The 23099-nt window shown below is 45.2% G+C and carries 17 protein-coding genes and 2 tRNA genes; 13 read left to right on the top strand and 6 right to left on the bottom strand.

Annotation, left to right across the window (positions count from 1 at the left end):
* Positions 1–209 precede the first annotated feature (209 nt).
* From QUB04_RS24100 to QUB04_RS24070, 7 genes are all read left to right on the top strand, one after another.
* The gene (locus tag QUB04_RS24100; protein WP_333288233.1) at positions 210–695 is read left to right on the top strand and encodes a hypothetical protein; all 486 of its coding nucleotides are present in this window, start codon (positions 210–212) and stop codon (positions 693–695) included.
* A gap of 169 nt (positions 696–864) precedes the next feature.
* The gene (locus QUB04_RS24095) at positions 865–2841 is read left to right on the top strand and encodes a carbamoyltransferase (protein WP_333288231.1); all 1977 of its coding nucleotides are present in this window, start codon (positions 865–867) and stop codon (positions 2839–2841) included.
* Positions 2842–3049: 208 nt separating this feature from the next.
* Positions 3050–3457, top strand: a complete 408-nt coding sequence (locus QUB04_RS24090) for an SxtJ family membrane protein (RefSeq protein ID WP_333154419.1) — start codon at positions 3050–3052, stop codon at positions 3455–3457.
* The gene (locus QUB04_RS24085) at positions 3458–3622 is read left to right on the top strand and encodes a DUF5989 family protein (RefSeq protein WP_190657062.1); all 165 of its coding nucleotides are present in this window, start codon (positions 3458–3460) and stop codon (positions 3620–3622) included. It abuts the gene before it with no gap.
* A gap of 4 nt (positions 3623–3626) precedes the next feature.
* Positions 3627–4859 carry an SGNH/GDSL hydrolase family protein gene (locus QUB04_RS24080; protein WP_333288229.1) on the top strand — a complete coding sequence of 411 codons (1233 nt, stop codon included), beginning with the start codon at positions 3627–3629 and terminating at the stop codon, positions 4857–4859.
* Positions 4860–4872: 13 nt separating this feature from the next.
* Positions 4873–6198, top strand: a complete 1326-nt coding sequence (locus QUB04_RS24075) for a hypothetical protein (protein WP_333288227.1) — start codon at positions 4873–4875, stop codon at positions 6196–6198.
* Between the two features lie 6 nt (positions 6199–6204).
* Positions 6205–7599, top strand: a complete 1395-nt coding sequence (locus QUB04_RS24070; protein ID WP_333288226.1) for a hypothetical protein — start codon at positions 6205–6207, stop codon at positions 7597–7599.
* 152 nt (positions 7600–7751) lie between these two features.
* On the opposite strand, the gene QUB04_RS24065 is transcribed toward QUB04_RS24070, so the two are convergent.
* Complete coding sequence (locus QUB04_RS24065; RefSeq protein WP_333288223.1) at positions 7752–9080, bottom strand: hemolysin family protein; 1329 nt, start codon at positions 9078–9080, stop codon at positions 7752–7754.
* A 408-nt stretch (positions 9081–9488) separates the two neighbouring features.
* On the opposite strand from QUB04_RS24065, the gene QUB04_RS24060 reads away from it, so the two are divergent.
* The 4 genes from QUB04_RS24060 (at position 9489) to QUB04_RS24045 (ending at position 16850) form a co-directional block, all read left to right on the top strand.
* The gene (locus QUB04_RS24060; protein WP_445301092.1) at positions 9489–10682 is read left to right on the top strand and encodes an RNA-guided endonuclease InsQ/TnpB family protein; all 1194 of its coding nucleotides are present in this window, start codon (positions 9489–9491) and stop codon (positions 10680–10682) included.
* Between the two features lie 125 nt (positions 10683–10807).
* Positions 10808–14377 carry a transcription-repair coupling factor gene (mfd, locus tag QUB04_RS24055; protein WP_333288221.1) on the top strand — a complete coding sequence of 1190 codons (3570 nt, stop codon included), beginning with the start codon at positions 10808–10810 and terminating at the stop codon, positions 14375–14377.
* Positions 14378–14509: 132 nt separating this feature from the next.
* On the top strand, positions 14510–15163 hold the full coding sequence (locus QUB04_RS24050) for an S-layer homology domain-containing protein (RefSeq protein WP_333288219.1): 654 nt from the start codon (positions 14510–14512) through the stop codon (positions 15161–15163).
* A gap of 466 nt (positions 15164–15629) precedes the next feature.
* The gene (locus tag QUB04_RS24045) at positions 15630–16850 is read left to right on the top strand and encodes a GTPase domain-containing protein (protein ID WP_333288217.1); all 1221 of its coding nucleotides are present in this window, start codon (positions 15630–15632) and stop codon (positions 16848–16850) included.
* Between the two features lie 102 nt (positions 16851–16952).
* Here the strand turns inward: QUB04_RS24045 and QUB04_RS24040 are convergent, their stop codons facing one another.
* From QUB04_RS24040 to QUB04_RS24030, 3 genes are all read right to left on the bottom strand, one after another.
* Complete coding sequence (locus tag QUB04_RS24040) at positions 16953–17363, bottom strand: hypothetical protein (protein ID WP_333288215.1); 411 nt, start codon at positions 17361–17363, stop codon at positions 16953–16955.
* 97 nt (positions 17364–17460) lie between these two features.
* A tRNA-Glu gene (locus QUB04_RS24035) sits at positions 17461–17538 on the bottom strand.
* Between the two features lie 29 nt (positions 17539–17567).
* Positions 17568–17640: transfer RNA gene (locus QUB04_RS24030), tRNA-Asp, on the bottom strand.
* 141 nt (positions 17641–17781) lie between these two features.
* Here QUB04_RS24030 and QUB04_RS24025 point away from each other — a divergent pair.
* On the top strand, positions 17782–17982 hold the full coding sequence (locus QUB04_RS24025) for a glutathione S-transferase family protein (protein ID WP_333145486.1): 201 nt from the start codon (positions 17782–17784) through the stop codon (positions 17980–17982).
* Between the two features lie 12 nt (positions 17983–17994).
* Positions 17995–18246 (top strand): hypothetical protein, encoded by a 252-nt coding sequence (locus QUB04_RS24020; RefSeq protein WP_333252520.1) that lies wholly within the window; start codon positions 17995–17997, stop codon positions 18244–18246.
* 123 nt (positions 18247–18369) lie between these two features.
* Here QUB04_RS24020 and QUB04_RS24015 read toward each other — a convergent pair whose 3' ends face one another.
* The gene (locus QUB04_RS24015) at positions 18370–19086 is read right to left on the bottom strand and encodes a heme oxygenase (biliverdin-producing) (protein ID WP_333209133.1); all 717 of its coding nucleotides are present in this window, start codon (positions 19084–19086) and stop codon (positions 18370–18372) included.
* 730 nt (positions 19087–19816) lie between these two features.
* Entirely contained in the window at positions 19817–23062 is a 3246-nt protein-coding gene (gyrB, locus tag QUB04_RS24010) for a DNA topoisomerase (ATP-hydrolyzing) subunit B (RefSeq protein ID WP_333288213.1), read from the bottom strand.
* Positions 23063–23099: the final 37 nt, after the last annotated feature.

Genomic DNA, 23099 nt, shown 5'->3' with positions numbered 1-23099 from the left:
CGTGTGCGGTGAAAGTCGCAAGCACGGTTTTGTAGGAGAGATGGTGGGGGACACTCTACCATCGACTCTCTAACTAACCTGTAGGGGCGAGTAGGCGTGAAAAAACCTGTTAAATCACCAACAATCTAGATACAAAAACCGCCATCAGCCAACCCATAATCTCTGTACTTTGTTAAGATCGCTCAATATCTTGACAAACAGCCTGATCTATGCAGATTTCCAAAAAATCAACCCGACCTTTCAACCCTCAAGATACCTATCCCTGTCCCGTGTGCCGCACCGGTCAAATTTCTACCATGCCGATGATGGACGCCCTAGCTTGCAACTTCTGCCAGCACATTTATACCGCAAGCGTTGAAAGACAATCGCTCCAAATGGCCGATCGCCAACCGCCCGTAAATTGGCACTGGAACGGCAAACAGTGGATAGGAGCCCACCTCGAAGGCGTAGAATTCGGATGGCCCTACTTGGCAGCGGCTGTGGGTCTAATTTTCCTTCCCACTACCTTGCTGGGACTTTCAGCTTACTATTTTCCCCCGGTTCCCGGCAGCCGGTTGTCGTGGCTGCCCGCAGCTTGGACAGGCTTAGCTTTTTTGTCCCATTTAGGCATTGTGCTGTGGTTGATAGGTGAATTTTATCAATTCCCGGTAGTAACTTACTTCAGAGCTTGGGGGCGCAGGATTAGCCGACGCTAGCTTAAAACCTCTCAAAAACCCGATCGTCCTCGGACGTTGCACCGACATCGATCCAGGTAAAATTAGAGGCGATCGCAAAATTCAATTCCCAATCAGCACTGAAGCAGCTATAATCGTTAGCTATTCTAAATAGTCAAAAGCAAACGCATTGCGATTTGTGAGGAGAGCGATGAACATACTTGGAATCTCGGCGTACTATCACGACAGCGCCGCAGCATTAATTCGCGACGGAGAAATTATAGCAGCAGCGCAGGAAGAAAGATTTTCCCGCAAAAAGCATGACGCCAGATTCCCTAAGAATGCGATCGCTTATTGCTTGAAAGAAGCGAAAATAGACTTGCGGGAACTCGATCAAATAGTTTTTTACGACAAACCTTTAGTCAAATTCGAGCGCCTTCTCGAAACCTATTTAGCCTACGCACCCCAAGGTTTTCGCTCTTTCCTAGCAGCCATGCCGATATGGCTCAAAGAAAAGCTTTACCTCAAAACCATGCTCAAAAGAGATCTGGCAGCAATAGCAAACTGCAAAACAAATAAACTGCCATCTCTGCTATTTACCGAACACCACCAATCCCACGCAGCATCGGCATTTTTCCCCAGCCCCTTTCAAAAAGCAGCCGTTTTGTGCCTCGACGGCGTGGGCGAGTGGGCCACAACCTCGGTTTGGTTGGGAGACGGGAACCAACTGACACCTCAGTGGGAAATCGATTTTCCCCACTCCTTGGGTTTGCTTTATTCAGCTTTCACCTATTACACCGGCTTCAAAGTCAACTCTGGCGAATACAAACTCATGGGTTTAGCTCCTTATGGCGAACCCAAGTATGTAGACAAGATTCTCAACTATTTAATCGACCTCAAAGATGACGGAACTTTCCGTTTGAACATGGATTATTTCAACTATACAGTTGGCTTAACCATGACAAACAAGAAGTTTGACGAACTGTTTGAAGGGCCGCCACGTCAAGCTGAAGGAAAATTGACTCAGCGAGAAATGGACATTGCAGCTTCCATTCAAGTTGTTACCGAAGAAGTTGTTTTGCGGCTTTGCAGAACAGTTAAAAAAGAATTGGATGTGGATTATCTTTGTCTTGCCGGCGGCGTTGCTCTCAACTGTGTTGCTAACGGCAGACTCTTGCGCGAAGGTATTTTCAAAGATATTTGGATTCAGCCTGCAGCGGGAGATGCTGGCGGTGCTTTGGGTGCGGCTTTGGCGATTTGGTATCAGTATTACGAACAAACTCGCACTGTGAGCGCGAACTCGACAGCAAATAGTATAGAATCCCTCAAAACTGAACTTATCACTACAAACTCAGCGGTTGAGGAGAGGACTGAAGTTCTCACTGCAAACCCAGCGGTGGCAACTGTGGCGAAGTCGGTTGCTCATTTAACTTGTCACGACAAAATGCGGGGCTCTTATTTGGGGCCGAGGTTTACTGACGCAGAAATTCTCGAATATTTGGATGCTGTCAAAGCCAGCTATCACCGATTGGACGATGCCGAATTAATGCCGCAGTTGGCGGAAATTTTGGAACAGGGAAATGTGGTGGGATGGTTCCAGGGGCGGATGGAATTTGGGCCGCGGGCTCTGGGCGGTCGATCGATCATTGGCGATCCCCGCAGTGCTAAAATGCAGTCCGTGATGAACCTGAAAATTAAATATCGGGAATCTTTTCGACCTTTTGCGCCGTCAATCTTAGCCGAGCGAGTTGCGGATTATTTCGAGATTGACCATTCTAGCCCTTATATGCTATTAGTAGCACCTGTCAAAGCCAGTCTCCGCATTCCCATGACTGCGGAACAAGAGCAGTTGTTTGGCATTGAAAAGCTCAACATTCCGCGTTCCGAGATTCCGGCTGTCACCCACGTCGATTACTCGGCTCGCATCCAAACTGTTCACAAAGAAACCAATCCTCGCTACTATGACTTAATCAGCCATTTTGAAAAGCGATCGGGCTGTTCTATTGTGGTAAATACTTCTTTCAACGTCCGAGGCGAACCCATTGTTTGCACTCCAGAGGATGCTTACCGCTGTTTCATGCGAACCGAAATGGACTATCTGGTTTTGGAAAATTACTTGCTTCCCAAGTCCGAACAAATTCCTTGGAAACAAGATGATGCTTGGAAAAATGAATTTGAATTGGATTAATTATTAGTCAGTTGGTAGTTGGCAGTTGGCATTTGTGAGTTGTTAGTTGGCAATTGTCATTCTTCCTTCTTCCCTCTTCCCTCTTCCTTCTTACCTCTTCCTTCTTCCTTCTTCCCTCTTCCTTCTTACCTCTTCCTTCTTCCTTCTTCCTTCTTCCCTCTTCCCTCTTCCTTCTTCCTTCTTCCTTCTTCCTTCTTCCTTCTTCCCCATGAGCGACGAAATTAAAAAACTCGACAAAAAAGGCTTGCGCGATTTCGGGCTGCTAATTGGCGGTTTGATTGCAGTGCTGTTCGGTTTAGCAGTACCTTTACTGCGGCGGCATTCTCTACCTTGGTGGCCTTGGGCAATCTGCGGAGTGATGGTGCTGCTAGCATTGGTTGCGCCGAAATCGCTGAATCCCGTTTATCACGCGTGGATGCGCTTTGGAATTATTCTTAACAAAATCGAAACGCCGATCGTCCTAGGGATAGTTTTTTACCTGATAGTTTGGCCGATGGGAGTGATCAAAAACATTTTCGGCGAAGATGCCATGCGGCGAAAACTCAATCCTAAAATGGATACTTACCGCGTCCCAAGTAAAGCAAGAACAAAAGTTAGTATGGAGCGTCCTTTCTAAGTGTTTGAAGCAACTTTAGATTTTCTCAAAGATTTGTGGGCGTTTATGAAAGAACGCCAAAAGTATTGGCTGTTGCCGCTCATTGTGACTTTAGTCTTTTTGGGAGCTTTGATTGTATTGAGTCAGGGTTCTGTGATTGCTCCATTTATTTACACGCTGTTTTGAAATAATGAGCAAGTTGAAAAATTTGGGTGTCAATTTGGGTTTGACACTCGGCGGTTTATTGATGGGGGTGGTAATTGGTGAAATTGGATTGCGAGTAGCGAGGATTGAAGGCTATCCCAAAATAGGAAATTTCGCAGAGTCGGCGCCAACTCGTTTTCACACTTCCGATCCGAATTTGGGCTGGAAGCTGAAACCTGGTGTGTCGGGCGAGTGGAATGAGGAAGGTGCGAGTTTTGTGCAGGTGAATAGCGAGGGTTTGCGCGATCGTGAACATACAAAAGCAAAACCTCCAAATACTTTGCGCGTTGCGGTTTTGGGCGATTCTTTCACCGAAGCAATTCAGGTACCTATCGAACAAACTTTCTGGTCAAAATTGGAACGAAAGTTAGGCAACTGCGAAGCTGTTAAGGGACGGAAAAATGTTGAGGTCATGAATTTCGGGGTGCAGGGCTACGGTACTGCTCAAGCATTGATAATGCTGAGAAAAAAAGTGTGGGATTACAATCCTGATATTGTAATTCTTGCTTTTTTTATTGGCAATGATGTGATTAACAATTCGCCGCAATTGGAATATGACCTTTACCGACCATTTTTTGCTTATGATGCTAGCGGCAAGTTAGTGCCGGATATGTCTTTTCGCAATCGGGCGCCGATCGATCGCAACGAAAGAGCAGTTTCCTTCGTAGACCGAATGCCCAGTTTGATCGTCAACAACTCGCGCATTTTGCAGGTTATTAAAAAAGTAGACTTAGAAAGGAAAAAGCGCGAGTTATCTGAGGATTTTACCGCTTTAAGTACCCAAAATCTCAAGGAACCTCAGAATGCAGCTTGGCAAGAGGCTTGGAGGGTGACAGAGGGTTTGATTGTGACGATGCGGAATGAAGTCGTGCAGAAAAAGGCTGATTTCTTGGTTGTGACGATCGGCGATCCGATGCAAGTTAGACCGGATGCCCCGATGCGAAAAGATTTTATGATAAAGAACAACATTCAGGATTTGTTTTATCCCGATAGGCGACTAAAAAAATTGGGCGCGCGCGAGGGTTTTCGGGTACTGAATTTATCCGAACAGATCCAAGGTTACACGGAAAAATATCAAGTCTGCGCCCACGGTTTTGAGAATTCTGTACCCTGTGGGGGTCACTGGAATGAACTCGGACACCGGCTGGCCAGTATCCTGATTAACCGAAATTTGTGCCAACAATTGAAGCAGTCTCAACTCCCCAAAAAACAACCGTAATCAGTCAAATTTCATGAAAGATGCAACTGCGCTCGAAAAAGGCAAAAATATATTAATTATAATCGCGGTTAATTTGGCGATCGCCTTTATTTGTCTGGAAGCTTTATCGCTAGCTTTTTATTTTGTCAACCAAAAGCAGTTTTTTTATACCAGAACTAAAACAAAAGAAAAAGTAGTAGAAGATATTGAAAGGATCGGCATTAGACTTGATGAATCTATCGTAGAAAGACTGCACCCACTGTTTGGCTATGTGCTAAAACAAGGTGCTTTCACCAATGAGAAATTAAAGTTAAAAGTCAACAAACACGGCTTTTTTTCACTCTACGAATATCCCTTTGTTAAAACCAATAAAAATCAAGTTATTATCGGAGTTTTTGGTGGTTCAGTGGCGAATAATTTTGCAGTTTCTGAATATGTAAATCGCAGATTGTCTAACAAATTGAAGACTTATCCAGAATTTGCCAACAAGGAAATTATTGTTTTAAATTTTGGCAATGGCGGCTACAAACAGCCCCAACAATTATTAATTTTAAATTACTTTCTGGCTTTGGGTCAAGAATTAGATTTAGTCATTAATATTGACGGTTTTAACGAAGTAGCACTGTCAAATTTAAACAACAAAGCCCAAGTTGAAATAGGAATGCCCAGCGTTCAGCACATACAGCCTCTGACTGGTTTAGCCAACAACAACTTGTCGCCGGAAGCTATGAGATCGATCGTGCAAATTAACGAAAACAAAAAACAATTGAAAGCAGGTATTGACAAATTGCAAACTTGTCAACTTGCTTTGTGTCACGCTGTTACCTCGCTACAGGTGAAACAATTAGTCAACAATTACCAGCAAGCAGTTGTCAAGTACGATCGACAAGTCAAACAATCCAACCCAGACACGGCAAATAGCGGTATAGTATATATTCCAAAATCTGACTTTGTTTTGCAGGATGCCGCTGCTTTTGAGAACATTGCATCGATGTGGTACGAATCGTCGATCGGGATGAATCAAATTTTATCAAGTAGAAAGATTAAGTATTTTCACTTTGTCCAGCCCAACCAGTATTATCCCACTAAGCGAGCGTTTACCGCCAAGGAAAACGAAATCGCGATCGACCAGAAGAGTCCTTACATTGAAGGGGTGAAAAAAGGTTATCCCGTATTGTTGTCCAAAGTCGATGATTTGCAAAAAGCTGGGGTTAATGTTTTTAACGCAGTGAATATTTTAGACAATACAAAAGAGACGGTTTACAAAGATGCCTGCTGCCACTATAATTCAGTGGGAGAGGAAGTATTGGCAAATTTTGTTTCCAGTTCTATTATTAAAGTAGTCAGGGAGTCGAAATAGAGGTTTATGAAAGATTTAAAATTCCTCAAAAACGGACAAGAAGTTCTCAAGATAACTTTGATTAACTTAGCGCTTTTACTGGTTTTCCTGGAACTCGGTTCCTTGGGATGGTATTTTGTCAAGCACAAGCAATTTTTCTATACTAGAGAAAAGGTGCAAGATAAGTCGGATTTAGGAATTAATTTAGAAGGAGTGCGGCTGAATCAGTCTATTGTTGAAAGGTTTCATCCTTTTTTCGGCTTTATTCAACAACCAGGTCCCGATTTTCGCCCTGGTTTTAAAATTAACAATTACGGATTTATCTCTCCTTACGATTACCCTCTCAAAAAAACTAAAAATAATCAGTTTTTTATCGGAGTTTTTGGCGGTTCTGTGGCTTCCGATTATGCCATATTTCAAGTTCAGAATCAAATTTTACCTAAATACCTCAAACAGTTGCCCGGTTTAAAAGATAAAGAATTTGTAATTTTGTCTTTTGCAACGGGAGGCTACAAACAGCCGCAGCAATTATTAATTTTAAACTACTTTTTGGCTTTAGGTCAAGAATTAGATATGGTCGTCAATATAGATGGTTTTAATGAAGTAGCACTTTCAAATTTAAACAATAAAAATAAAGTCGATTTGGCTATGCCAAGTATTCAGCATATTTTGCCGCTGGCTCACTTCGCGAATAATAGCCTTTCTACTAAGGCTATGGAAGCAACTCTCAGAATTCAAGAAAATAAAACTCGGATTAATCAGGGTTTGTCAAGTTTGCAAAACTGCTCTTTAGCTGCGTGCAATGCTTTCACTTCGGTTTACGTTCAAAATCTAGTTAATAACTATAAAACAGATGTAATTAAGTTTGAAGAAGAACGGACAAAACAACAAAAAGATGACAGGGGGAGCGTTATTTATATCAATACTAATAAGTCGGTTTTACCGGATTCAGTAGCTTTTGAAAAAATGGCATGGAATTGGGCAAAAAGTTCAATTTTTATGCACAAAGTGCTGTCAGCTAGCAAGGTGCCTTATTTTCATGTTCTTCAGCCTAATCAATATTATCAGACGAAAAGGGTGTTTGGTGAAGCCGAAAAGCAGATTGCTTTTAACAAGGAGACTCCTTATGCTAAATCTGTAGAAATTGGATATCCGGCTCTTTTCAAAAAGTTTCCTAATTTGGAAAAAAATAATATCAATCTAGTGAATGCTGTCAATGTTTTTGACAAGACTAAAGATGCGGTTTATGTAGATAGCTGCTGTCATTACAATCAAGCTGGGGCAGTAATTTTTAGTGATTATGTGGGCCGTTCTATTCTGGAAGCTTTGCGGAAAGATGAAAGAAAACAGAAGAAGCGCGTTCGACTAACCATCAACGACTCAAACAAACAATCTCAAAAACCCGCCCCCGCCCCACGGTAAATTTGAATTTACATTTCGATTTACCCTGGAGTGGGGGCGGGTTTATTTATATTTTGAATTATTGCCGAGATTATTGGTCAAACCCGCCCCAGAAGAAGGAAATGTACCTTTTATCAGGGATGATGAGAACAATTGACGCTGGCCAATGGTTTTTAGGTTTTTGGTTCGGTTTTAGGTCGATCGCCCGCTGAGTCGATCGGCATTACCAAGACTTTATCAACTCGGTTCCCGTCCATATCGACTACTTCCACGCGCAAACCGTTCCACTCAAAATGCTCGGCTGCTGTGGGAATTTTCCCCAAATTGGTAATTACAAAGCCGCCCATTGTGTGGTAACTTCCTTTGTGTTCTGCTGACTCTTCGATTCCAAACAGCTCAAAAAAATCTTCAACTGCTAGCATTCCGTCTAACAGCCAAGAACCGTCTTCGCGCTGCACGGCTTCCGGCTCGTCAGCATCTTCAATCGAGGGAAAGTCGCCAACGAGTTCGACTAAAATGTCGTTGACTGTAACCAATCCTTGAATGACGCCGTATTCGTCTACTACCAAGGCAATTTGATTGCTAGATTGTTTGAAAAGTTCTAATACTTTTAAACCCCGCGTGCTTTCCGGTACAAATAACGGTCGTCGTAAAGAAGCGCTTAAATCTAGGGGTTGACCAGTTAAAGTCCGAGACAGCATATCAGTAACGTGTACTAAACCTACAACGTTGTCGAGCCCTCCCTGACACACGGGAAACCGAGAATGACCGCTGCCGAGCATTTTTTGGCGGTTTTCTTCTACTGAGTCGTCGAGGTCAAGCCAGGTAAGATCGGGACGCGGGGTCATTAAGGCGCTGACTCGCCGATCGCCCAAACGAAAGACTCTTTCTACCATGTCTTGTTCGGCTTCTTCAAAGGTTCCGGCTTCGGTTCCTTGCTCGATTAAAACTTTAATTTCCTCTTCTGTAACTTGCGGTTCTGTCGAGGGCGATATCCTCATCAGCCGCATCACTAAGTCAGTGGAATGACTTAACAAATAAACCGCAGGAGCGCCAATTTTTGAGAGCATTCGCATGGGAATTGCTACGCTTGAGGCGATCGGCTCCGGGTTGTTGAGCGCTAGCCGCTTCGGCACGAGTTCGCCGATAATTAAAGTCAGATAAGTGATGGTTAAAACTGCTACTACTGAGGCGATCGTCTTAGAGTAGGGCGCGAGGGCAGGAATCAGCCGCAACAAAGGCTCTACCCTTCTAGAAATCGTCGTTTCTCCGAAAGCGCCCGACAGAATGGCCAGCATCGTAATCCCGATTTGAACTGTCGGCAAGAACTGATTGGGGGCATTAGCCAGATCCAAGGCTACGCGGGCATTGGCGGAACCTTGGTTGGCCATCTGTTGCAGTCTCACCTTCCGTACAGAGATGATGGCCATCTCTGACATCACAAACAAGCCATTGAGGAAAATTAGCAGGAGAACAATCAGAATATCGGTACTTGGGGACATTTCTAAAATTTTCGGTAGTAACGGCGAAGCGCTCTGCCCGGTTAGTCGATTTTAGATTTTAGATTTTAGATTTTAGATTGACGACGCCGCCAGTATCTGGGGGATTTCCCTAATGTCTAAAATTCTTCGATCTTCACAACTTGAGTACGTGGCAGGGTATCCGTCTTTGGGTGCAGTCACAGGAGAGGTCTGGAAGCTGCGAATCTCGATCGCAAAATCGAAATTTTTTCTAAACCTGTCACTAGATTAACGTCCCGCGCTCGATCGCGATCGCAGGATCGACATATTAAAGCAGAAATCTATCTCCAGTTAAGTTCCAAGGCGTCAACAGCCGATCGGCACAATCATCAGAAAAGTTGGGTGGGAAACCCCGTGCTTCTAGCACGGCTTTACAGGGAATATGTTACAATGTCAGGCATGACTCAGCGAGCCTACAAGTACCGATTTTACCCAACCACCGAACAAGAGTCACTCTTGAGGCGGACAGTGGGCTGCGTGCGGTTAGTTTACAACAAGGCTTTAGCTGCTCGCACCGATGCTTGGTATCAAACAAGCGAGCGCGTTGGATACGAACAGACTTCTTCTATGCTAACAAGTTGGAAAAAAGAGCAAGAGCTTGATTTTCTCAACGAGGTTAGTTGTGTACCCCTTCAACAGGGACTCAGACACCTACAAAAGGCATTTACTAACTTTTGGGCCGGTCGTGCCAAGTATCCCAACTTCAAGAAAAAGTGCAATGGTGGTACTGCTGAATTTACTAAATCTGCCTTTCGTTGGAAAGATGGCCAAGTATTTTTGGCTAAATGTACTGAAGCATTGCCCATTAGTTGGAGCAGACAGATTCCTGATGGTGGCAGTCCATCCACTATCACCGTTAAGCTCGATGCTAGAGGGCGATGGTATGTCTCCCTGTTGGTGGATGACCCCACCGTTAAACCCCTGCCCGAAGTCGATAAATCTATCGGCTTGGATCTGGGTGTTACCAGCCTGATTGCTACTAGCGATGGAACTAAAATTGCTAACCTCAAACACTTTAAGCGGTTGCACAATAAATTGAGACGGGTACAAAAAGCTCTGTCTCGGAAACAGAAAAGGAGCAATAACAGACAGAAAGCACGGCTGAAAGTAGCCAAAGTACACGGGCAGATCGCCGACGCCCGTAAAGATTTTTTGCATAAGCTGACAACTCAACTGGTACGTGAAAACCAAACGATCGTAGTTGAGGATTTGGCTATCAAAAATATGGTCAAGAACCACAAGTTGGCTAATGCTATTAGTGATGCCGCTTGGGGTGAATTAGTCCGACAACTGACTTACAAAGCAGCGTGGTACGGTCGAGAGCTGGTAAAAATTGACCGATGGTTTCCTAGCTCTAAAAGCTGTGCCAACTGCGGGCATATAGTAGATAAAATGCTGTTGAATGTGCGGGAGTGGGAATGTCAGGAATGCGGGACTAAACACGACCGAGATATCAACGCGGCAAATAACATTTTGGCGGCAGGACTTGCCGTATCAGTCTGTGGAGCGAACGTAAGACTTGACAACCATAGGGTTGAAGGGCAGTTGCGAAATCCCCGTCTCGGGAAAGAAGCAGAAACCTAAGTCGTGAGTCTTGGGAATCCTCGCCGTTCTACGGCGGGGAGGATGTCAAGGATGTTTGTCGTACAATCTCCTTAACAGGCCAAGGGAAAGAGCCTTCGCCGATCAGGGATTAAAATTAAAAGCGCATGACTTTCTCTTCAATAATTCGTACCCTGGGGCGATCGCCCCTAGCCACAGAACTCCTCAACAAGCTCAAGCGCCATCGCTGCTTGCAACTCAACGGCATCGCCCGGTTGCCCAAAGGTTTAGTAGCTTCCGCCCTCGCACAGCAAGAAGGGCGGAGTTTACTGGTAGTGACGGCCACTCTAGAAGAAGCCGGCCGCTGGGTGGCCGGGCTGGAGGCTATGGGCTGGCAGACTGTGCATTTTTACCCAACTTCGGAGGCTTCACCCTACGAGCTATCTTACTCCGACGAGAACGAAATGACTTGGGGACAAATGCAGGTGCTGGCGGATTTGGTCGAGAAACGAGAAACAAACGCTAATTCTAAGCCGATCGCAATTGTAGCTACCGAAAGAGCTCTCCAGTCTCACTTGCCACCACCTGCTGCTTTTGAACCCTACTGTCTGACGCTGAAGCGAGGTGCGGTTCAAGACTCGAAGATACTTGACCGCCAACTCGTGTCGATGGGGTACGATCGAGTGACTCTGGTAGAAATGGAGGGCCAGTGGAGTCGCCGGGGCGATATTGTCGATGTATTTCCGGTAGCGGCTGAGTTGCCAGTGCGGCTGGAATGGTTTGGGGATGATTTGGAGCAAATTCGGGAGTTTGACCCGTCTTCCCAGCGATCGCTCGATAAGGTCGATCGGTTGGTGTTAACTCCTACTAATTTTAACACAATTATTAAAGCAGTTTTATCTGAAAAAAAGGTTGACGAAATCAACCACATAGGCTCTGTTGACACAGAAAATGAACCCGAAAATGAAGCGGAAAAATTTGTCCGCAGGTTGTTGGGTTTAGCGTTCGAGCAACCTGCATCTTTGTTAGATTATTTGCCAGAAAATACTTTAGTTGTTATTGACGAACCCCAAGGGTGCGAAGCTCACAGCGACCGCTGGTATGAGAATGCACAGGAACAGTGGAATAATTGCAATCGGGAATCTGTTGTTGCGGATGCGGGAACAGAAAAGTTGCCAATTTGTCATTTGAAAGTTCCGAAAATTCACCGCACTTTTGCTGAATCTATGGCAGATGTCGCAGCTTTCGAGAGGCTAGAACTTTCAGAATTGGCCGAAGATTCTACGGCTAAAAAATTTCAAAGCTCTGCAGAGAGTGACCAGCTACCGTCTGCGATTAATTTGGCTTCTCGGCCTGTGCCGGTGATGCCTCACCAATTTGCGAAGCTGTCTCAAATGCTCAGGGAAGAGCGCGATCGGGGTTTTACCATTTTTCTAGTTTCTGCTCAACCGAGTCGTTCTGTTTCTTTGCTCTCGGAACACGACTGTCCGGCTCAGTTTGTGGTGAATCCGCGTGATTATTTGGCGATCGACAAGTTGCAATTGCAGCACATTCCGGTTGCTTTGAAGTACAGCGGGCTAGCAGAATTGGAAGGTTTTATTCTGCCGACTTTTCGGATTGTGTTAATTACCGATCGGGAATTTTACGGTCAGCATTCTTTAGCTACTTTTAGCTACGTCCGCAAGCGCCGCCGCGCTGCTTCTAAGCAAGTAGACCCGAATAAATTAAGCCCAGGTGATTATGTGGTTCACCGCCAGCACGGAGTCGGTAAATTTCTCAAGTTGGAACGCTTGACGATCGATCGGGAAACTCGCGAATATTTGCTGATACAATACGCGGACGGTACTCTGAGGGTGGCTGCTGATCAATTGGGCGCTTTGTCGAGGTTTCGGACTGTAGCCGATAAAGTACCGGATTTAAACAAGCTGACAGGTCAAACTTGGGAAAAAACTAAAACTAAGGTTCGCAAAGCTGTTAAGAAATTGGCAGTGGATTTGCTGAATCTTTATGCTAAAAGAGCTAAACAAACAGGTTACGCTTTTCCTGCCGATATGCCTTGGCAACAAGAATTAGAGGATTCTTTTCCTTACCAGCCAACGCCGGATCAGTTGAAGGCAACTCAGGATGTGAAACGCGACATGGAGGGCGATCGACCGATGGATCGCTTGGTCTGCGGCGATGTCGGTTTTGGTAAGACAGAAGTGGCTCTGAGAGCGATTTTTAAGGCGGTTACGGCGGGCAAGCAGGTGGCTTTGCTCGCTCCGACGACGATTTTGACCCAACAGCACTATCACACGCTCTCGGAGCGTTTTTCCCCTTATCCGATCGAAGTTGGTTTGCTCAATCGCTTTCGCACTGAAACCGAGCGCCGGGAGATTCACAAGCGTTTGGCGACTGGGGAATTAGATGTGATTGTTGGTACTCAAGCTGTTTTGAGCAAAGCCATTAAATTTCGGGATTTGGGCTTGTTGGTGGTGGATGAAGAACAGCGGTTTGGAGTTAAGCAAAAGGAAGCAATTAAATCTCTCAAAACAGAGGTAGATGTTCTGACTCTGACAGCAACGCCGATTCCCCGGACTTTGTATATGTCGCTGTCGGGGATTCGCGAGATGAGTTTGATTTCGACTCCGCCTCCTTCCAGGCGCCCGATTCAGACGCATTTGGCTCCCTATAACCCGGAAGTGGTGCGATCGGCAATTCGTCAAGAATTGGATAGGGGCGGTCAGGTTTTTTACGTGGTGCCACGGATTGAGGGGATTGATGAGTTGGCCGTTCAGTTGCAGGAGATGGTTCCGTCTGCCAGAATTGCGATCGCCCACGGTCAAATGGAGGCTTCGGAACTAGAATCCATCATGCTGACTTTCAGCGCGGCGGAGTTTGATATTTTGGTGTGTACGACGATTATTGAGTCGGGTTTGGATATTCCTCGTGTCAATACCATTTTAATTGAAGACGCGCAGAAGTTTGGTTTGGGTCAGCTTTACCAGTTGCGGGGACGGGTGGGACGCGCGGGGATTCAAGCTCATGCTTGGCTGTTTTATCCGAAGCAGAACCAACTGTCTGATGCTGCAAGGCAGAGGCTGCGGGCAATTCAAGAGTTCGCGCAGTTGGGTTCGGGCTATCAGTTGGCTGTCCGAGATATGGAAATTCGCGGTTCGGGTGATGTTTTGGGTACTGAACAATCTGGTCAAATGGAGGCCATCGGTTTTGATTTGTATGCTGAAATGTTAGAGGAGGCTATTCGCGAAATTAAGGGTCAGGAAATTCCGAAAGTGGAGGACGCGCAAATTGACCTCACTTTGACGGCGTTTATTCCTGCTGATTACATCGCAGATTTGGATCAAAAGATGAGCGCTTACCGGTCTGTGGCTTCTGCTAATAACTCAGAAGAGTTACAGCAGATTCAGGTTGATTGGTGCGATCGCTATGGGCCAATTCCTCTGCCAGCCCAGCAACTTATCCGTGTGGTCGAACTCAAACAAATCGCTAAAAAAATCGGTTTTTCTCGGATTAAGCCGGAGAATAAGCAGAACATAGTTTTGGAAACAGCTATGGAAGAGCCTGCTTGGAATTTACTCAAGGCTAATTTGCCGGAACATTTGCGCTCTCGTTTTGTCTACAGCAAGGGGAAGGTTACTATTCGGGGTATGGCGGTTTTGACGGCCCAAAAGCAATTGGATAATTTGATTGATTGGTTGGGTAAAATGCAGGGCGCTTTGCCAGAAGCAAATGTTTGATTTTAATATATAATCCCCAAATCTAGCGCACCGCCGAAACCACAGAATAATTCCGATGGAACCAGAAAAAATATTACTGCTGTTTTCATGATGGTTTTAGCGACAGAAAGGATTAAAATCGTGAAAAAGTTAGTGAGTATTTTTTTGGCGATCGCGCTAATGCAAGGAGTCCCAATGGCGGTTCAATCTCAACAAATAATTGACCCGATCGATCGGGTTGTGAGTGCTGGATTGATGAATAAAGATGCCAGTGGCAATTTTAATGCTGATGGCCTTGTCAGTCGCGCCGATTTGGCGGTGATTTTAGTGAAAACTTTTGGTTTGGAACGCCGAAAAACCGCTCAGAAACCGGATAGGGAATTGCCAGACGTACCGAAGAGTTACTGGGCTTACAGTGCGATTCAAACTGCTTTGAAAACGGGAACGATGAGTGGATATCGCGACGGAATGTTTTTCCCAAATCAAAGGGTGACTCGCGCTGAAGCTTTGGCGATTTTTGCTCAGGCTTACGGGGTTTTTCAGTTTCCAGATCCCAGCATTTCCGAAATTTTAGCTAAGTATCCAGATGCAGGCGAAATCCCTAATTGGGCTAGAAAGTCTCTGGCTACTGCACTTTATGAAGGGTTTGTTAATGTTGATATCGCAACTAATAAGATTAATCCTTTGAAGCCGATGACTCGCGGGGATATCGCTTACGCTTTGAGCAAGTATTTGGAGCGGCAGGTAAGGCCCAGTTCTTTGCCTGTCCCGGACGAGGAGCCTCCCGATCGCGGCGTGGGAAGGTGAATTATTTTGAATTTTGGATTTTAAATTTTGGATTTTGGATTTAAAAATTATAGCCGTAGGGTGCGTCGCCATCAGCCATCTACTGAGAAACCTAAAAAATCTGATAGCGACGCACCCTACTGTCAACTTGAACCTTCGACCTTGAGATTAAGAGTCACCTGCTCTAACCAACTGAGCTATACTCCCGCATCTAGGCTCATAACATAGCTGATTGATTTTGTCAATACTTTTTCAAATTTAGTGCGATCGCCCTGACTCACCCCAAAAGTCTCTCAACGGAAACGCGAATGTCGGGAAATGCCAGCGGTATCACCCTTCCGGCGTCGATCATGAGCTCTGTCTCAAGCAATCACAACCATTTGAAGGCTGAGAGAAAAATACTTATTCAGAAAAATCGGATGCGGGAGTGTAGGGAAAACTGATACATTGATAGACGTAACTTTAAATAAAAAAGCGGTGGCTGGATATGGTTTTAAGCTTTGGTCATAGATTTCCAACAGCTATCAAGCAGATTAAAAGATGTAACGTTTTGGTGATTGGCAGTACCGGGGCTGGGAAGAGTACACTAATTAGTTCAATGTTGAATTTTCCCATTAGCGACTCTGTTACAAACAGCATTTCAAACCCACCATATCAAAAGCCAGGACTACCAATAGCAATCTATGATACACCGGGACTTGAAAATAATAAAAAACAGCAGGATAGGGTCAAGGAGCAAATTGCTAAGTTCATCAAGCAACAGAAATACAAAGAACCAGAAGACCAAATCCATGCAATTTGGTACTGTGTAAACTCTCAAGTTACAAGAGAAACACTAATCGATCGGCGTTGGATTTCGTCAATTGCGAAAGAACTTCCAGTTATTGCTGTAATTACTCGCGCTTCAGGAGTGGAAAAAAGCTGGTTAGAACCTTTTCTCAGGGGCATTTCGGAAATTAAGAAAGTGAGCCCAGTCATGGCAGTGCGAGAAAAAACACCTCATTACGACATTAAACCTTACGGTTTAGACTCTTTACTATTTGGCACTGAACATTTACTAGAAGAGATTGCTAAAACAGCAATTTTGAATGCGATGAAATCCAAGGCAGATAAATCTTTTGGTTTGTGTATAGATGGATGCGCTAAGGTACTTACCGCTCGATTGTTGCCAGTTCCAATGATGCAAACACCGCTAGTAGCTACTCTACAATCTTGGATGCTTGCAGATATTTCCAAAACCTTTGGTTACAATTTTGATGGGAAACTTCTTTCAGAATTGTGTGCAGTAATTGGTACAACAGGTATTGAGGTTGAACTGGCTCAAATTCTCAACAACTTGCCAGGAGTTAATTATGACAATATCCAAACTGTTCATGACGTTTTATCTCAATTTGGTGTTATGCTTAACGGAATGACAGATGCACTACCCTTCAAAGATCAACTAATCGATTTGTTACCAGGGTTGGACAACTTCAATCCAGTAAGTGGATTCCCCATTTTCAGATGTATTGCTGCTGTTACTACTGCTCTCTGCACAGGTTTTCTAGCTCTTGCCTATATCGAGGCGATGAAAATATATAAGCAAGCTGAGTATGAAGGAGAACCACTGCCAGACATCAAAGAAACCTTGAAAGATCTGGTGCAACAGTGGATGGAAGCTATCAAAATTGGGTTTGGGATAGGCTCAATTCCCGCTTTTGCAAACTAAGCCATCGTCATCACGAGGCAATTACCTCAACAACTAAAGCGATAACAACTAAAGCGATCGCCCTGGAAAGGTTAATAATATAGGCGATCGCTATTTTTTGTTTTAGAAAGGGGGTAATAAAATTTTTTCTGAGCTGCATTGTAAACCACTCATTAAGGAATAGCTGATTTCACCTAAATTATCCTTCCGCCATATACAAATGGGAGTCCAAATCACTCTTGCGTAGTTATTAAACTGATCTCGAAAGTCTTTGGGTGAGACTCCAATCTCTCTAGCTGCTTTGACGATCATTCGGCCAAGCGAAAAAGCAATTTTGCGACTAGCCTCATCTTCGTCCTCTTCATCAGACTCCATAAATGCCTCCATATAAGAATCGAAAATGATCGAGAGTTCATTTTTAATGTTGGGGTCAAACAGAAAGAAATCTGCGGTATGCCAATAAGTCTCTTCACCTTGTACTCTTTTATAGCGTTCGAGATTTTCATGAGTTGGTTCAAGAACAAAATTATTCATTGCCTGCAATACACAAACTCTTATTTAACACTTAGAAGTTTAACTTAACTATCTCAGAATTGCCAATCTAAAAATACTTCTGATCGGCCACCTAACCTGGGATTCCCGACGAGGTTTGAACTCGCAATCTTCTGCTTGAGGGGCAGACGGCTTAAACCAATTTGCCTATGGGACTTTAAAACTCGTAACTCCCGGAAACGGAGACGAGGTTGACGGGTTTCGATCCCGCTACCTTCGCTGTGACAGAGCGACGCTCTCCCAATTGAGCTACAGCCTCACAAATTGCTGTTTGGACGGGGTGGCGCTTGACTTCGCGTACTACAACCCAAGGGGGCGATCGCACTTGCAGTCAAGCCTGTCCAAAAGTATGTGACATGACTAATTACCTATTCGGTAAACCCCTGATCAATCAAGATGTTTGGGAGCTAAACTGGTAGTGTCGCGGGTGGTGAATCCGATGCTGAAGTTGTACTACACTCCAATTTCTCTGAACGATCGCCGCCTGTGGGTGGCGCTGGAAAAGCAGATTGCTTTTGAGCCGATCGCCCTTAACCTAGATGGCGACCAATTTGGGCCGGAATTCTCCGCAATCAACCCTTTCCATCGCATTCCTGTATGAATAGATGAAGATTTGACTTTGGTTGAGTCGCTGGCAATTCTGGTTGATCTGGAGGCGAAATACCCCACACCTGCACTGCTACCAACTGAGGCGAAAGCGTTGGGAATTGTGCGGATGGTGGAAATGGTGGCGTTGATTGAACTGTTGCCGGCGATGTTTCCCTTAACAGGTCAAATTCTGGGTGTAGCCGGAGATACAGCGGAAAAATTTGAGGAGTTACTGGCGGATGATTCCCTTCGGGATAGCTCCGCTCGCGCGGACTGATTTTGCAGAGGAACACAATTCAAAATCCCGGAGCTTTGGTGACTGTAAAAGCAGCCATCAAACCCCCAGGATTTAAGTTTTTCCTCTTAAACGAGGCTCAAATTATCCCCAGTGAGCTTTAACTCAATCAGCAGTAGCCAATTCGGTACTGGCGCCACCGCGCTTCCGTGTCAGAGTATTGAAAAGCATCTGACCAACTGCTTTAATCAAATTGCCTTCTAACTCCATGAACATCTTCATGTTCATGCCAAAAGCTGCATTAGCTTCGTCAACAATTCGCTCTGCTGTTGCTTCGTCAATCGGCAGTTCATTCATTGCCTGACGGTAGTTAGCCTTGAATTCTTTTTCATCAGGAATATCCTGGAATTCATAGAAAGCAGTGCCTTCTCCCTCGGAAAGATTCATCCCGCGCTGGGCAATTCCCTTCAGGATTTGTCCGCCAGATAAATCGCCAAGGTAGCGAGTGTAAGAGTGAGCTACTAACAGTTCCGGTGCGGTCGCCGAAATCTCGCGAATTCGCTCCACATAAGCTTTAGCTGCTGCTGACGGAGCTACTTGTTCGCGCCAATTCGCACCGTAGTAGTAAAATAAATCTTGCTCTAAGCTGTGTTTGCGATTCAACTCAGAAAAGTAAATTTTTGAAACAACCGGATGCTGCTTTTGGCGTTCCATTTCCTCTTCCATTGCCGAGTAGACAAAGTAGAGGTTTCCTACTAACTTCCGGTAAGAAGTTTTTTCTACAACGCCTTTTAAAAAACACTTGACAAAACCGACGTTTTCTGCCATTGTGTGGGACTTTTTGGTTCCCTCACGCAATTTGGTCGCTAAATTGATGCTCATAAAAAAATTCGGTAAGTGGGAAACTCAGCGTCTTTAGACCTGAGATGGAAACGGCTCGGCGGTTGAAACCGCCGTGAATCTTTGCATTACACGAGGATTGCTAGATGGGAGTGTAATGAATGTAATGTAATTTCGATGGGACACTTCAGCTAGGGGAGCGTGCATCGAAATTACCCTCTCAAATTTGGCAACCCGCGATCGCATAATGTTTGCTCTTTCGAGCCTCCCTTTCGGGGTGATGTTAGCTTCGACAAAGTTAACGGCCGGTACTATATCTAGGACACTGATTTAACCCAATAAGTCTGTTTAATCCTAAATTTCTAGAGCAAGGAACTAGCTTCGCATTCCCTGGTAGGTCTTTAACTCTTACCGTTAACGTAGTACCAAGGTACTGAGTCTGGTCAACTGCGGTTTAAGTCTTAGGCTAGAAGCCCAATCTCTTTAGACCTGGGTCGTTGACGCTATACTGTCCAACCTTCTATTTTTGTGAGGGTCGATCAAGTCGCCAAAAATCTAAAATTTACCTAAGTGTTTACCTTAGATCGATTTGATGAGAGATTGTATTAATTTTTATAACAAAAGTTGGCAGTAGTCAGTCGTCAGTAGTCAGTTGGCAGTTGGCAGTTGGCAGTAGTCAGTAGTCATCAGTCATCAGCCACTAACTAATGACTAATGACTAATGACTCATCCTCGCCAGCAAACAACTGTCAACTGTCAACTGTCAACTAACTTAGATGTCCAAGTCGAGGAGGTTGAGTTTGGGGCCGTAGGTTTCAATGAATTCGCGGCGGGGGGCGACACGATCGCCCATTAAGATCGTAAAGATGCGATCTGCCTCAGCAGCGTCTTCAATCTCCACCCGTTTCAGCGTCCGAGTTTCTGGGTTCATCGTCGTATCCCACAACTGTGTCGGCATCATTTCACCCAAACCTTTGAACCGCTGAATGGTGTAGTTAGCATTCGCCGGAAATTCATTGCGGATGAGATTGTTCATTTCGCGATCGCTGTAACAGTAGTAATGATTGCGTCCCCGTTCCACTTTATAGAGAGGAGGACAAGCAATATAAATGTAACCTTGTTCTACAAGTGCCCGCTGATAGCGGTAGAAGAAAGTCAGCAACAGCGTGCGGATGTGGGCACCATCTACGTCAGCGTCAGTCATAATTACGATGTGGTGATACCGCAATTGACCAGGATCGAATTCTTCGCCTTTGATGCCCAAACCCAGGGCTGTAATTAACGATTGAATTTCGTTATTTTTGTAGATTTTGGCGTCGTCGGTTTTCTCAATGTTGAGAATTTTACCGCGCAAAGGCAGGATTGCTTGGAATTGGCGATCGCGCCCTTGTTTTGCACTGTTGTGCACGAAAATTCCCGCCCCTAATGCAAAGTTGTGACTGTTGGGCACTTCGATGTCGTAAACATCGTAGCGTTCCTCTACAGCTTCGATCTTGACAACGCGGTGGTTGTAATTCCGAACCGCTTGGCGAGCATATAGTGCATCACCATTAAAGTAGCGATCGCAAAAACTCTCATACTTCAACAAACACTTATCTTTTTTCGTGCGGCGGTAGCTATTGTAATAATCAACATCAATCCAGCCCATTTTCATCTCAACAGCCTTCAAAGCTTCAAGAGTTTTGCGGTAATAAGTTTCGTTCAAAGCTTCTTTACGTTTCTGGCGAAACTCCGGCGTCCACTGTTCCTTAGTTTTTTCGCGCCGCCACTCCAACAAATTCTCATCTTGCCACTGCTCTTTCGCAAATTGCGAATTAGTCTCCCGCGCTTCAGGATTGTTAGCAAAATGATTGCGAACCCGTTCCGACTGAGCCAAACGGTTTTCTTCGGAACTCCAATACTCTTGCTGGGCTTGGTTCAGCAGTTCATTATTCTGCTGGCGATAAGTTTCATCAGTATCGTAAAACTCCCGCCACTTGCTCATCATGTAAGCTTTATACTCTTCATCTTCCCACTGAGCTTTCGCCTGTTCCGAAAGAATTTGTCGCGTTTCCGGCTGCCGCATCCGCTCTTTCATCATCGCCCGAAATTCATCGGTCATGTGAGCTTGACGGCTTTTTTCAATGACATCGGGTCTGTGCAAGGTTTTCTCAAGGTTCGCGCGGTGAAGAGCCAAGTGATCCTCAGCCGACATTCGCTGAATATTTGTCGGATTGTTGTTGAGTTTGTTAAAGTCAACGTGATGGCGGTGATTGCCGTCAGATGCGAGATAAACGCCGTGTTTCAGGTTGTAGAAATCCGCTAAAAGATGGGTGTAAATCCACTTATCACTGTTGGGATTCCAAACCATTTCGTAACCGTTAAGTCCCTGACCCTGTTTGTTTTTTTCCGACAACTTGCTGTGGAACGGCATTAATGAATCTTCCGGTGTCAGCATGGCGGCTGCTTTGTAAGTGCCATCCCGCAACATGAATGGATGGTCGGGAGTGCAAGTTATTGTCTCCCCATTGTCTAATGTCAGTTTGACAACTTCAGCATTTGCTTTAGTCATCCGAGCATTAGTTATTCGCTCAAACCCGATGTTTCCACTCTCGCGAATGGTGTAGCAAAAGTGTTCTTTGCCTTCTGCTTGTTCGTCAACTATCTGTTTGATAGTTTTTGTCGTACCGTCAGCTAATTTTATTTCTTGAAATGAAAAAAAACAGCCGCCCGCGGAATCGCCTTCGACCAGGTATATCTCAGACAGGGCGGGGTCTCTGGAGCTACAGTCCGCTAATTTTCCAGGCAAAGGAGACGATTCTAAGACTGATTTGCGGCGGACTAAATCGCGGGCACGACGGGCTGCTTCAGCAGCCTTAAATGCCTGAATTGCTTTTTCCAAAATAGCGTCAGCTACTTGGGGGCGAAACTCTAAATATTCTGTCAATACTTCGCCTACCAAGGAATCCACAATTCCCCGAACTTCTGTATTGCCTAGCTTGGTTTTAGTTTGGCCTTCAAATTCCGGATCAGGGACTTTGACAGAAATCACTGCTGTCAAACCTTCGCGAACGTTTTCGCCGGCTAGGTTGGGTTCGTTTTCTTTGATTTTGTTGCGCTTGCGGGCGATCGAATTCATCGTCCGCGTCAAAACAGCCTTCAAACCTTCTAAGTGCGTGCCACCGTCGATCGTCCGAATGTTGTTAGCAAAACCTAGAACATTGTCGCTAAAAGCATCAACACACCACTGCAAGGCCACTTCTATCTGCACGTTGTTGCGTTCGCCTTGCACGTAAATCACTTCTTCGTGCAGAGGCTGCTTTTCGCGGTTCATGTAGGCGATATATTCCTTGATTCCGCCCTCATAACAGTATGTTTCGATGCGAGGTTCGCTACTTTTGAGCAGTTCCAAACGGTGGTCGCTAAACGTAATTCTCACGCCCGCATTCAAGTAACCCAATTCTCGCAAGCGCCCCGCGAGTGTAGTGTAATCAAATTCAATGCCAGTGCTAAATATTTGAGTATCTGGCAAGAAAGAAACTGAAGTGCCGGTGCGAGTGCCTTTGTTGGGCTTGGCAGTAAGTTCAGTAACTGGATTGCCTCTTTCGTAGCGCTGTAAATGTTCTTTTTGGTCGCGCCAAACTGTCACTTCTACCCACTCGGACAGCGCGTTAACAACAGAAATACCTACACCGTGCAATCCTCCAGAAACCTTGTAACCACCACCGCCAAATTTACCGCCGGCGTGAAGTACAGTCATTACTGTTTCTATTCCCGATTTGCCAGTCTTGGCAACGATGCCGGTCGGAATACCCCGGCCGTCGTCTGTCACGGTAACGGAACCGTCGGCGTTGATGTCAATCTCGATGTGAGTGCAGTGGCCAGCCAGCGCCTCATCTATGGAATTGTCCACAACCTCGTAAACTAGATGGTGGAGTCCTCGCGGCCCGGTGGTACCGATGTACATCCCCGGTCGTTTACGGACTGCTTCGAGACCTTCGAGAACTTGAATCTGGTCGGCGCTGTAGCTGCTGGTCATACAAAAATAGCTCCAATAATGAGGCCTAAAGCCCCGA

It is taken from the genome of Microcoleus sp. D2_18a_B4 (assembly GCF_036702475.1).
Classification (GTDB): domain Bacteria; phylum Cyanobacteriota; class Cyanobacteriia; order Cyanobacteriales; family Microcoleaceae; genus Microcoleus.
Note: the sequence above shows the minus strand (reverse complement) of the source record. Positions and strands in the feature narration are given on the sequence as shown.

Bases quoted from the DNA above. Each gene is read 5' to 3' on its own strand.
- QUB04_RS24100 (WP_333288233.1), top strand. From the start codon at position 210: ATGCAGATTTCCAAAAAATCAACCCGACCTTTCAACCCTCAAGATACC.
- QUB04_RS24095 (WP_333288231.1), top strand. From the start codon at position 865: ATGAACATACTTGGAATCTCGGCGTACTATCACGACAGCGCCGCAGCA.
- QUB04_RS24090 (WP_333154419.1), top strand. From the start codon at position 3,050: ATGAGCGACGAAATTAAAAAACTCGACAAAAAAGGCTTGCGCGATTTC.
- QUB04_RS24080 (WP_333288229.1), top strand. From the start codon at position 3,627: ATGAGCAAGTTGAAAAATTTGGGTGTCAATTTGGGTTTGACACTCGGC.
- QUB04_RS24075 (WP_333288227.1), top strand. From the start codon at position 4,873: ATGAAAGATGCAACTGCGCTCGAAAAAGGCAAAAATATATTAATTATA.
- QUB04_RS24070 (WP_333288226.1), top strand. From the start codon at position 6,205: ATGAAAGATTTAAAATTCCTCAAAAACGGACAAGAAGTTCTCAAGATA.
- QUB04_RS24065 (WP_333288223.1), bottom strand. From the start codon at position 9,080: ATGTCCCCAAGTACCGATATTCTGATTGTTCTCCTGCTAATTTTCCTC.
- QUB04_RS24060 (WP_445301092.1), top strand. From the start codon at position 9,489: ATGTCAGGCATGACTCAGCGAGCCTACAAGTACCGATTTTACCCAACC.
- mfd (WP_333288221.1), top strand. From the start codon at position 10,808: ATGACTTTCTCTTCAATAATTCGTACCCTGGGGCGATCGCCCCTAGCC.
- QUB04_RS24045 (WP_333288217.1), top strand. From the start codon at position 15,630: ATGGTTTTAAGCTTTGGTCATAGATTTCCAACAGCTATCAAGCAGATT.
- QUB04_RS24040 (WP_333288215.1), bottom strand. From the start codon at position 17,363: ATGAATAATTTTGTTCTTGAACCAACTCATGAAAATCTCGAACGCTAT.
- QUB04_RS24015 (WP_333209133.1), bottom strand. From the start codon at position 19,086: ATGAGCATCAATTTAGCGACCAAATTGCGTGAGGGAACCAAAAAGTCC.
- gyrB (WP_333288213.1), bottom strand. From the start codon at position 23,062: ATGACCAGCAGCTACAGCGCCGACCAGATTCAAGTTCTCGAAGGTCTC.